Annotated in this window: 8 protein-coding genes and 1 riboswitch; of the genes, 6 read left to right on the top strand and 2 right to left on the bottom strand. The window is 44.8% G+C overall.

The features are described 5' to 3' along the window. Positions 1-3: 3 nt before the first annotated feature. Positions 4-501 carry a cation:proton antiporter regulatory subunit gene (locus QY97_RS14465; RefSeq protein ID WP_039232830.1) on the bottom strand — a complete coding sequence of 166 codons (498 nt, stop codon included), beginning with the start codon at positions 499-501 and terminating at the stop codon, positions 4-6. 203 nt (positions 502-704) lie between these two features. Next, positions 705-1,271 carry a tyrosine-type recombinase/integrase gene (locus QY97_RS14460; RefSeq protein WP_039232892.1) on the bottom strand — a complete coding sequence of 189 codons (567 nt, stop codon included), beginning with the start codon at positions 1,269-1,271 and terminating at the stop codon, positions 705-707. A 196-nt stretch (positions 1,272-1,467) separates the two neighbouring features. On the opposite strand from QY97_RS14460, the gene QY97_RS14455 reads away from it, so the two are divergent. The 6 genes from QY97_RS14455 (at position 1,468) to QY97_RS14425 (ending at position 12,236) form a co-directional block, all read left to right on the top strand. Next, on the top strand, positions 1,468-2,949 hold the full coding sequence (locus tag QY97_RS14455) for a potassium/proton antiporter (protein WP_039232828.1): 1,482 nt from the start codon (positions 1,468-1,470) through the stop codon (positions 2,947-2,949). 300 nt (positions 2,950-3,249) lie between these two features. Beyond that, positions 3,250-3,364, top strand: a riboswitch (TPP riboswitch). A 146-nt stretch (positions 3,365-3,510) separates the two neighbouring features. After that, positions 3,511-5,295 (top strand): phosphomethylpyrimidine synthase ThiC, encoded by a 1,785-nt coding sequence (gene thiC / locus QY97_RS14450; RefSeq protein WP_039232825.1) that lies wholly within the window; start codon positions 3,511-3,513, stop codon positions 5,293-5,295. 615 nt (positions 5,296-5,910) lie between these two features. Next, the gene (locus QY97_RS14440) at positions 5,911-6,642 is read left to right on the top strand and encodes a (2Fe-2S)-binding protein (protein WP_157761909.1); all 732 of its coding nucleotides are present in this window, start codon (positions 5,911-5,913) and stop codon (positions 6,640-6,642) included. Positions 6,643-6,823: 181 nt separating this feature from the next. Further along, on the top strand, positions 6,824-9,208 hold the full coding sequence (locus QY97_RS14435) for a 3-hydroxyacyl-CoA dehydrogenase/enoyl-CoA hydratase family protein (protein ID WP_039232821.1): 2,385 nt from the start codon (positions 6,824-6,826) through the stop codon (positions 9,206-9,208). A gap of 28 nt (positions 9,209-9,236) precedes the next feature. Next, positions 9,237-10,412: an acetyl-CoA C-acetyltransferase gene (locus QY97_RS14430; RefSeq protein ID WP_039232818.1), complete on the top strand. Its 1,176-nt coding sequence runs from the start codon at positions 9,237-9,239 to the stop codon at positions 10,410-10,412. A 36-nt stretch (positions 10,413-10,448) separates the two neighbouring features. Next, positions 10,449-12,236 (top strand): acyl-CoA dehydrogenase family protein, encoded by a 1,788-nt coding sequence (locus QY97_RS14425; RefSeq protein WP_039232815.1) that lies wholly within the window; start codon positions 10,449-10,451, stop codon positions 12,234-12,236. Positions 12,237-12,354: the final 118 nt, after the last annotated feature.

Genomic DNA, 12,354 nt, shown 5'->3' with positions numbered 1-12,354 from the left:
TCCTCACTTTCTACTAGATAATAAAGTGCTTATCAGCTTTCTTATTTGATTTTTTTCTCCTGAAATGACTAATGTATCGCCAGCTTCGATAATGGTATCTGGACCTGGGTTGTACGTTCTTTTTGTGCCTTTTTCCTTAATGGCAATAACATTTACACCGAAGTTGCTTCTAATATCAACTTCACCGATCGTTCGGTTAATAGCTGGAGCACCCGGCTCTACTTGGTACCATTCAATAATTAAGTCGTCATCAAATGTAAAATCGACTGTATCTAACGATTTAGGATTATATCTCATTCCTCCTAAAATCCCTGCAATTTGTCTGGCTTCCTCATCTGTGAAAGTAGCTGCAGAGACAGCTTCCTCGTGATCATCCGCATCAAAATGATAAATTTCTCTCCGTCCATCATCGTGGATCACGACAACGAGCTTGTCATCATTTTTCGTGATAATTTCAAACTTATAACCAATCCCTGGAAGTTCACTTTCTCTAATATTCATCCTAAATGCCTCCTAAAAGTTAATAAATGAGTAAAGGAAAGATGAAGATATGCTTAATTGACAAGTCCATATCTTCCCGTTTGTTTCGCGCATGGTCTGCTCGGTCATTAGAATGGGATCTGTATCTCCTGAGAAATAAGCCTTTCCTTAGGGGAGCGGTATTGAGATACTCCGCTTGAAGAGCAAATATATACAAGGCTATTTTACAGATTTACATCTATTTCTGTGCGGACCGGTTCATCTTTAGAAACACCGATATATTTCAATGTTTCCGAGGGGGTGGAGTGGTGGAAGTATTTTTGCAAAAGAGAAATAGCTACTCCTTGTTTAAATGCATGGAATCCGAATGTCTTCCGCATGGATTGTGTTCCTACTTTCACTGTTACACCGGCCTTTTCAGCTGCTTCATGAATAATTCTATAGGCTTGCTGCCGGGTAATGGGCTGAGACGACCTAGATGAATGAAATAAAAAAGCAGTCATTTCCCATTTATCCTTTGCAAGAAACTCCTTAAGTGCTTTCTTTACTTTACTGTTTAAATAAATAAATCTCGTTTCACCGCTCCCTTCATCATAAAGTTTTAAGTAGTCGTTGACCTTTTGGTTTTCGCTAACTACATCACTCACTCTTATATTGAGTAATTCTGTAATTTTTAACCCCGTATTGATACCAAAAACAAAGAGCAAGTAATCGCGTGCAGAAGACTTTTTTAACACTTTCTTTATAGATTGAATTTGCCTCTTATCCCTTATAGCTTCCACATATTCCAGAGCTTCCTTCCTCCTTTCTATGTTACTTAATTGTATGATATCATACAATTAAGTAACATAGAATAAAGGAGGTGACATTCAGAGCTATCTGGGTAAAAAAGGTTAAAGACATAATTAAAAATAGTTTTTATATTGAGATAATTGCTTTGGAAAAAGTGTGAAAATAAGATAAAATAGAGATAGAAAGGGGGTAAAAATGAATTTGACCATTGAAAACATTGTCTTGGGTTTATCTCTTTTATTACTAATTGGCGTTCTAAGCGCCAAGTTCTCCGCCAGAATTGGCCTTCCATCTCTCGTTTTCTTCATGGCGGTCGGCATGGTGATGAGCCACTTTATCTTCTTTGACAATGCTTGGCTCGCTCAGCTGATCGCCACCTTCGCACTCGTTATTATTTTATTTGAAGGCGGATTGCAGACGGAATGGGGCAGTGTAAAGACCGTTTACAAGCCGTCCTTATCTTTAGCCACACTTGGAGTGGTTGCTACCACGGTAGCGGTGGGGGTAGCCGCCAAGTTTATTCTCGGCTTAAGCTGGGCAGAAAGCATTCTTGTGGGTGCCATTGTTGGCTCGACAGATGCAGCGGCTGTATTCAGTGTACTCGGCAGTAAAAACATTAAGCCCAAGCTGCGTACCGTGCTCGAAGCAGAATCAGCGTCCAACGATCCAATGGCGATTTTCCTTACAGTTAGTTTAATTCAAGTGATTCAATCCCCTTCCTTTGAACCCTTCCAGTTAATCGCCAGCTTTTTCTGGCAAATGGGGCTTGGTCTAATATTTGGCTTATTATTCGGAAGGATCTCCGTATGGGTCATCAACAAAATTAACCTCGACTCTTCTGGTCTCTATCCAGTTTTATCGATCGCCTTAGCGATTTTCACTTTCAGTATAGTGACAATGATGGGGGCAAGCGGCTTCTTAGCAGTATATGTAATGGCTCTTATTTTGGGTAATTCTGATTTAACGTATCGGCATTCTATTCTTGGATTCAGTGAAGGCTTATCATGGATGATGCAGATTCTCATGTTCATGATTCTCGGTTTGCTTGTCTTTCCGGAAGACTTGATAGATGTGGCCTGGCAGGGGATCGTCCTCGCTATTTTCCTCATGGTCATTGCTCGTCCATTCGGAGTATTCATCAGCTTGCTGTTTACTAAAATGGCCGTCAAGGAGAAGCTGTTTATTTCATGGGCTGGCCTGAAAGGTGCCGTACCAATTATTCTAGGCACATATCCGCTCGTTGAAGGACTTGAAAATGGGCATATCATGTTCAATGTCGTCTTCTTCGTTGTATTGCTGTCCACTATTATTCAAGGGACGACGATTGCCAAGGCAGCGGAGCTGTTAGGAGCAGCAGGACCAGGGAAGAAGGAACAGTCAGCATATAGCCTAGAGCTCATTTCAATTGGCAAGACAAATAGCGAAATGATGGAAATAAGAATTCTTGAAGGTTCCAAGGTAGCCCATCAGCAGATTCAATCCTTAGAGCTGCCTCCAAAAACGCTTATCACCGCCGTTATTCGCGGCGAAAGATTAATCACTCCTGAAGGCTCTACCATGCTCGAACCTAATGATGTGCTGTATATTCTTGCGAAGAAAGACAAGAAAGAGGAACTAAAGAAGATTATTATGCCAAAGGAACAGACAGATCCAAACGGAACGAAGCAAACTGGCTGACCGGTTTTCGCGGTCAGCTTTTTTGCAGTCGTCTTTTTCATTTAGACAAAAAACGGCAGAAGCAGATTTCAGAAGCAAATTGACAAGAAGTTACTTGCGGACAATTATACAAAGACAGATCATTTTGCCACGATGGAGGGGGCCGTGCTATCAGAAAAGCTAGCAGCACAAGGCATTTTGAAGCCAGAAGAAACAGCTATATGAGCGGAGCATACATTTTATAAAAAGAACAATATTCTAAATAGTATAAAAAATTATTTACTTTTTTGTTTCCTGAGGTATAATGAAGTTGAATTGAATAGTGATAACTAGGGGAGTCCAATGAGCTGGGCTGAGAAAGAAACGCGAGGAAGTTTCTTGACTCTTGGGACCTGATCTGGTTCATACCAGCGTGGGGAAGTTAGAATCATCATCAATGTAGTATTCTTCTGTATACATACATGAGCCGGGTCCGATTACGAATGGATACCGGTTTTTTTATGTTTATTTTCACCTTTCCGCTCGCTGGGTGCTATTCTTTCTGAATGCAAAGATGTCATATTTAGAGGAGAGATGAATTCTATGCACCCAACTTCATTAAATGAGAAAAACATTTCTATCATGTCCAATTTTTCAGGAAGCAAAAAGGTTTATATTGAAGGAACCCGGCCTGATATACAGGTGCCGATGAGGGAAATTGAACAAAGCCCGACAGCTGGCAGCTTTGGCGAGGAAGAGAATCCGCCGGTACGTGTGTATGATACAAGCGGACCATACACCGATCCCGCTTATTCGGCAGATATCACGAAAGGTCTCCCAGCCCTCCGCAACTCCTGGATTCACGGGAGAGGAGACGTAGAAGAATACGAGGGCCGCAAAGTGAAGCCTGAAGATAACGGTTATAAGGATGTCAATGATCCGCGCGCTAATGATCAGCAATTTCCTGGGTTAAAGCGCAAGCCGTTGCGGGCAAAGAAAGGCAAAAACGTGACACAGCTTCATTATGCTAAGCAAGGAATCATTACACCAGAAATGGAGTTTGTCGCGCTTAGAGAAAGTATGTCTCCAGAGTTTGTACGGGAAGAAGTAGCTAGGGGCCGCGCCATCATCCCTGCCAATATTAATCACCCCGAGGCTGAGCCGATGATTATTGGACGCAATTTTCATGTGAAAGTAAATGCAAACATTGGCAACTCTGCTGTTTCTTCCTCTATCCATGAAGAGGTGGAAAAGATGACCTGGGCTACGCGCTGGGGAGCAGACACGATGATGGACTTGTCAACTGGAAAAAACATTCATACAACGAGGGAATGGATCATCCGCAATTCGCCTGTACCGGTGGGGACGGTGCCCATTTATCAAGCGCTTGAAAAGGTGAATGGAGTAGCCGAAGACTTAACGTGGGAAGTATACCGCGACACACTCATTGAACAAGCCGAGCAAGGAGTGGACTATTTCACTATACACGCGGGCGTACTGCTGCGCTATGTACCGCTGACAGCTAAGCGTGTAACAGGTATTGTTTCACGCGGCGGTTCGATCATGGCCCAATGGTGCTTATATCACCATAAAGAAAACTTCCTATATACGCACTTTGAGGAAATATGTGAAATCATGAAAGCCTATGATGTCTCTTTTTCCTTAGGTGATGGGCTCCGTCCAGGTTCTATTGCTGATGCGAATGATGAAGCGCAATTTGCTGAATTAGAAACATTAGGTGAGTTAACAAAAATTGCTTGGGAACATGATGTACAAGTAATGGTAGAAGGACCGGGACACGTACCTATGCACCTTATTAAAGAGAATATGGAAAAGCAGCTGGAGGTTTGCCAGGAGGCTCCATTTTATACATTAGGTCCTCTCACAACAGATATTGCACCAGGGTATGATCATATCACCTCTGCCATCGGTGCTGCGATGATCGGCTGGTATGGTACAGCTATGCTTTGTTACGTAACACCTAAAGAACACTTAGGGTTGCCAAACAAAGATGATGTGCGTACGGGCGTTGTAACGTATAAAATTGCTGCTCACGCTGCAGACCTTGCTAAAGGACATCCAGGAGCCCATAAAAGAGACGATGCTCTTTCGAAGGCTCGTTTTGAATTTCGCTGGAGAGATCAATTTAATCTGGCTCTGGATCCTGAAAGATCTCTAGAGTACCATGATGAAACGCTGCCTGCAGAAGGAGCAAAGACCGCTCACTTCTGCTCCATGTGCGGGCCGAAGTTTTGCAGTATGAGAATTTCACAGGACATTCGGAATTACGCGAAGCACAATGATCTCGATGCAGAGAAAGCAATCGAAAAGGGACTGAAGGAAAAGGCAGAGCAATTCAAACAGAGCGGAGGAGAAATCTACCGATGATAAGGGAGAGGCTAGCTGATAGGACAACACAGGAAATCAAAGCAGAGATTAATCAATTGAAAGCAAATCTTGCTCTCTTACACAGTGAGTTAAAAGCTATCGAGCAAAGCTGTCATCATCAATTTAAAGGAAATACCTATTATGAAACTTGCATAAAATGTGATAAGGTTCATACTCTCTATTATTAAGGTCAGTACAGTCAGTAGAATAGAAGAAAGGAGTCTGCGGGGGGAGCAGACTCCTTTCTTCTATAATTAGCGCCATTTGCGTAACGCTAATAACAACACTATAGAAAAAACACGGGTGACAGCTGTTTGAAGCTCCATTCGCTTTCCTCCGGCTTGTGTTAAAAAAGAGGGGGACTGCACGGGATGGCCACCGCACAGTCGACGTGCACATTTTCGGGTGAGAGAAGCAGCAATGGGACTAGTAATGCTGTTCTCATATTTAGAATAATGTAATTGAGAATCAATGTCAACTATAATTGATAATGATTTTCAAATTCATTGAATTTTTTTATTGTCTCTTCTACAATGAAAAAGAACCATTTGAACAATTACGCCTGATCTGATTAGATAAAAAGAAGGATATATGTATAAGGGAGGGGAAGAAAGCATGTGGACAGAAGAAGAAAAGCAGTTTCTTGAAGAGCGATTTCGCTTTCTAATAAAGGAACCGGGGCAAGGGGACATCCGTCTTTCCGGCTTAACGGACCCGGACCAGCTGAATAGATTTCTGAAAGAATCAAGGGAGAAAATTTGCAGTGATAAGCCGAAGGTGGCGGGCTCTATCTTTATGAAGCGCTATGCTTTTCTGCTCGGAGGCGCCCTGGCTTCCTGGTCTATATTCCGGAAGGTGCCGTCCTTGCAGGCAGTTGAAGCCCAATTTCTTCATTACGAAAATGACGGAAAGTGGCTTCCTAAATTCGAAGTGGGTACTTCCTTATCTGAAAGCGGAACACCTGATGAATGGATCAGGCATACAGGAGAAGTAGCTGCTGCTTTAAAGAAAGCAACGAAGCTCTCTGATTTGATTATCTGGGAAAATGTATTTATCCGCGTGTTTAGTCTATATGAGCTTATTCAGAACGACCAAACATTGATTGATATACAGGAGCGGGCGAAAGCAGACTTTGAGTGGCTTCTAGGCAATGAACAGGCTCCGCTGTTTGGTGATTACAATAATAATCCTCTTGCTAGATATAGCCAGACGAAGGTAAAGGTGGAGGGACGGGATGAGAAAATCAGGCCGCGGATGACATGCTGTTTCAGCTACCTGCTCGATAAGCCGGGCGCCAAGAATTGCAAAACCTGCCCTAAAACATGTGTACCCGTCAAAGAAAAATAAGCTTAATGCTCCGCTTCCATTCTTTTCGCCGAGAATCAGAATGGAGGCGTTTTTTGATGATGGAATTTCCTATTTAAATTTTCTAAATTTTCTTTTTAATTGTTGCGAATTTTAGTCAGGTAGGTTATATTATTAGTAGAAAAATGAATGAGCATTCATTCAAGATAAGGGGGTCATTGTAATGGTTCAGCCTATTCAAAAGGCGGCTGTTTTAGGCTCAGGAGTGATGGGCTCGGGGATCGCGGCTCATTTAGCGAATGTTGGTATTCCTACGCTTTTGCTTGACATCGTGCCAGGCGAATTGACGGGAGAAGAGAAAGCGAAGGGTTTAACGTTAGAGGATAAACAAGTAAGAAACAGGCTGGCGGAGGGAGCGTTGAAAAAGCTGATGAGACAAAAGCCTGCACCGCTTACTTCAAAAGCGAACATTCAGCTCATCATCGCTGGAAATTTAGAAGACGACCTTGAAAAGCTAAAGGATGTAGATTGGATTATTGAGGTAGTTGTAGAGAGAATTGACGTGAAGAGGCAGCTGTTTGAGCAGGTCGAAGCCCATCGTAAGGCAGGGAGCATCGTAAGCTCCAATACATCAGGCCTTTCGGTTGAGGCGATGATAGAGGGCCGCTCAGAGGAGTTTAAACGTCATTTCCTCGGAACCCACTTTTTTAATCCGCCGCGCTATTTAAAGCTTCTTGAAATTATCCCAACAAAATACACGGACGAAGAAGTTCTTGAATATATGAAGACATTTGGTGAAGATGCCCTCGGCAAAGGAGTTGTTATAGCGAAGGATACACCAAATTTCATCGCTAACCGTATCGGTACATACGGGCTGCTGAAGGCTGTTCAGGAAATGCAGAATTTTGGCCTGTCAGCAGGGGAGATTGATTCCATTACCGGACCGTTGATCGGGCGCCCGAAAAGCGCCACGTTCCGCACGCTGGATGTGGTGGGGCTGGATACCTTTATCCATGTCGCCAACAATGTATACGAACAGGCAAAAGGAGAAGAGAAGGAGGTATTCCGCGTACCTGAGTTTATGCTTCAAATGCGCCAAAACGGATGGATTGGAGCAAAGAGCGGCCAGGGCTTTTTCAAAAAAGAAGGAAAAACCATTACCGAATTGAACCCGAAAACGATGGAATATGGGGAGCGAAGGAAATTAAAGACGGCCTCTACTGAAATGGCAAAGCAGCAGAGAGGAACAAAAGCCAAATTGAAAACACTTCTCTATGCGGACGATCAAGCAGGAACCTTCTTATGGAAGACGATTGCTCCTGTTCTTCTTTATGCAGCTGAGCATGTCGGTAAAATAGCTGATGATCTCGTTTCTATTGATCAGGCGATGAAGTGGGGATTTGGCTGGGAGCTGGGTCCGTTCGAGATGTGGGATGCAATCGGAGTGGAGACAGCCTTAGAGCGAATGAAACGGGACGGAAGAGCGGTGCCGATCTGGGTGAAAGAAATGGTAGAGAGCGGGCACTCTTCTTTTTATCAAGAGGAAGAAGAAGGAAGGTCTTTCTATTATAATGGCCGCTATGAGCGGGTGCCGGTCAATGAAAAAGTCATTGATATAAAGCGCTTAAAGAAACAGGGCAAGGTGCTGAAGAGCAATAGCGGAGCAAGCCTCATTGATATTGGAGACGGCATTGTCCTTCTCGAATTTCACTCGCCGAATAACGCTATTGGCCTGGACATCGTTCAAATGATCAATTATGCAGTAGAGGAAACGGAGAAAAATTATAAGGGGCTAGTCATTGGAAATCAAGGCAAGCATTTCTGCGTAGGTGCCAATTTAGCTATGATTTTAATGGAAGTGCAGGATGATAACCTGTGGGAGGTCGACATGATTGTAAAAGCCTTCCAGCAAGCCATGATGAAAATTAAATACAGCCAAAAGCCTGTTGTAGCGGCACCGTTTTCTATGACGCTTGGCGGCGGAGCGGAGGTATGTTTGCCGGCTGCGCACATTCAGGCAAGCTCGGAAACGTATATGGGACTTGTAGAAACAGGTGTTGGCCTGATCCCTGGCGGAGGAGGCAATAAAGAGCTCTATATAAAACATTTAGAGCAGATGGCCAATGGTGTGTCCTATGACTTGCAGGAGGTAGCAAATAAAGTGTTTGAAACGATTGCAATGGCAAAGACGTCCACTTCTGCGGCAGAGGCGAGGGAGAATAACTTCTTATCTAAGACGGACGCTATTACTTTCAATGAGGACCATCTTCTTTATGATGCGAAGCAAGCCGCTTTGCACCTTTACAAAAGCGGCTACCGGGCGCCTGTTAAGAAGAAAATTCCAGTTGTGGGGGAAACGGGCTATGCCGCGCTATTATTAGGAGCGCGGGCTATGGTACAGTCGGGTTACATTTCAGAACATGATTTTAAAATTGCTTCTAAGCTTGCCTACGTAATTGCGGGCGGTAAAGTGCCGTTTGGAACAGAAGTTGAGGAGGAATACTTGCTGAATTTAGAACGGGAGGCATTTTTAAGCTTAATTGAAGAGACAAAGTCACAGCAGCGGATGCAGCATATGCTAATCAACGGAAAGCCATTGCGTAATTGATAATAAACGGTGGAAGGGGGAGGAAGAAGTGAAGGAAGCAGTCATTGTGGCCGGCGCTAGAACACCAGTAGGCCGGGCTAAAAAGGGATCTCTTGCAAATGTGCGTCCAGACGACCTCGGTGCATTGGCAGTAAAGGAGACACTCAAGCGTGCGGGGAATTACGAAGGAGAAGTCGATGATATTATCATGGGATGTGCTATGCCGGAAGCAGAGCAGGGGCTGAATATGGCGCGAAATATCGGTGCCTTGGCCGGTCTGCCGTACACGGTACCCGGCATCACGATCAACCGCTACTGTTCATCGGGTCTGCAGGCCATTTCTTATGCGGCAGAACGTATTATGACCGGCCAGGCAGAAACGATTATCGCCGGTGGAGCGGAATCCATGAGTCTTGTGCCGACAAGAGGCCACGTGGTTCGCCCGAATATTCGTCTTGCGGAAGAAATGCCTGAATATTATATGGGGATGGGGCATACCGCAGAGGAAGTAGCAAGGAAATACGGGATTACCCGGGAGGAGCAGGATGCTTTCGCTGTAAGGAGTCACCAGCGGGCTGCAAGGGCGCTTAAAGAAGGGAAGTTCAAGGATGAGACTGTGCCTGTAGAAGTGACACAGCGCTATGTGAATGAAAATTATCAGGAAGCGGAGAGAAAATTCAGCTTCACTCAGGATGAAGGAGTACGTCCAGGAACGAACCCCGAGGTGCTGGCTAAGCTCCGTCCGGTCTTTTCCGCTACCGGAACAGTAACGGCGGGTAACTCTTCACAAACAAGTGACGGGGCTGCAGCAGTAATGGTCATGGAGCGGGAGAAAGCAACGTCTTTAGGGTTGAAGCCGGTGGCGAAGTTCCGTTCCTTTGCTGTAGGCGGCGTACCGCCCCAGGTGATGGGAGTCGGGCCGGTCGTGGCTATACCGAAAGCATTGAAACTCGCTGGACTCGAGCTGTCCGATATTGGCTTAATTGAATTAAATGAAGCCTTTGCTTCCCAGTCCATCCAGGTCATTCGCGAGCTGGGATTAGATGAAGAAAAAGTGAACGTCAATGGAGGTGCCATCGCTTTAGGTCATCCCCTTGGATGCACGGGAGCTAAGCTGACGCTGACATTGCTTCACGAAATGAAGCGGAGAAACGAACAATTCGGGGTTGTTACGATGTGCATTGGAGGAGGCATGGGAGCAGCCGGTGTGTTTGAGCTGTTATAAGTGATAACTAAACAAAGAGAATGGGAGGAATCATACATGGCCAACCAAACAGGCAAAAGGGTAACGAAGGGTGGCGCCTTCTTAATTGAGGATATAGCTTGTGAGGATATTTTCACATTGGAGGACTTGTCGGATGAGCAAAAAATGATTGCGAAAACAACGGAGGACTATGTGAATGAGAAGGTCATGCCGGAAGTGCCTTATTTAGAGAAGCATGAATTCGACCGCTCCGTGAAGCTGCTGAAGGAAGCAGGAGAACTCGGCTTATTGGGGGCAGATGTGCCGGAAGAATACGGAGGACTCAGCTTAGATAAAATTAGTTCTGCACTGATTGCCGAGAAGATGGCAGGGGCCGGCGGCTTCTCAATTACACATGGTGCTCATGTAGGCATTGGTTCCCTGCCGATTGTCTTGTTCGGTAATGAGGAGCAAAAGCAAAAGTATTTGCCTGCTCTAGCTGTAGGCGAGAAAATTGCTGCCTATGCTTTAACCGAGCCAGGATCCGGATCTGATGCGCTTGGAGCGAAAACAACAGCCCGCCTCAATGAAGCGGGAACTCATTATATTTTAAATGGAGAAAAGCAGTGGATCACAAATGCTGGATTTGCTGATGTGTTCGTTGTGTATGCAAAGATTGACGGCGATCAATTCTCTGCTTTCATTGTAGAAAGAGAGTTCCCAGGCGTGTCGACAGGAGCAGAGGAAGATAAGATGGGAATTAAAAGCTCATCCACCCGCACACTCATTTTTCAAGATGCAGAAGTGCCGAAGGAGAACCTGCTCGGGGAGGCTGGAAGAGGTCATGTGATTGCCTTCAATATTTTGAATATCGGCCGCTACAAGCTGGGAGTAGGTACAGTCGGCAGTGCTAAACGAGCGTTGGATATTTCCGTGAAGTATGCAAATGGTCGCAAGCAATTTAAGACGCCTATTTCTTCTTTCAACCTCATTAAAGAGAAGCTGGCTAATATGGCGACAAAAATTTATGCGAGCGAAAGCGCTATTTATAGAACGGTTGGTTATTTTGAAGACCGGATGAGTCAGCTGTCAGAGGAGGAGCAGAAAGATGGCCGCGAAACCGCTGCTTCAATTGCTGAATATGCCATTGAGTGTTCACTCGGCAAGTTTTTCGGAACTGAGGTGCTCGACTACGTTGTCGATGAGGGAGTGCAGATCCACGGCGGCTACGGCTTCATGGAGGAATATGAAATTGCTAGAATGTACCGTGACTCCCGAATTAACCGCATTTTTGAAGGCACGAACGAAATTAACCGCCTGCTTGTGCCGGGTACCTTCGTCCGAAAAGCCATGAAAGGCGAACTGCCGCTGTTCGAGAAGGCGCAAGCATTACAGAAAGAAGTGTTGATGCTCATGCCAGAGGAAGTTGCTGATGCACCGCTCGCACAAGAAAAGTATTTAGTAAAGAATGCTAAGAAAATTGCTCTTCTTGCCGCCGGTCTTGCCGTGCAGAAATATGGAAAGGCATTGGAGAAGGAGCAGGAGGTTCTCGCGAACATCGCTGACTTAGCTAATCATATTTATGCGATGGAATCGGTCGTCCTGCGCACAGAAAAAGCCCTCAATAAAGAAGGGGAAGAAAAAGCGAAACAAAAGCTGCTGTACACACAAATTTATTGTCAAGAAGCATTTAATGAAATAGAAGCACATGCGAAAGAAACGTTGATTGCGGTAGAGGAAGGCGATAGCCTGCGGATGATGCTGTCTGTTCTTCGCAAGCTGACAAGATATACACCGGTGAACCTAATCAAGAAGAAGCGTGAAGCCGCGGACCGGTTGATTGAAGTGGAAAAATACACCGTGTAACCCAAAGCCTCCGACTAGTCGGAGGCTTCATTCTGTTGATAAAGTCTTCTGTCAATGGACAAACAGTGAAAAAATATGTAGAATCTCCTCAGAATACGTGAAAGAGGAGGTTTTTTTA

This window comes from Bacillus thermotolerans (assembly GCF_000812025.2).
Lineage (GTDB): Bacteria > Bacillota > Bacilli > Bacillales > Domibacillaceae > Quasibacillus > Quasibacillus thermotolerans.
This window is presented reverse-complemented; position numbering and strand designations above follow the sequence as displayed.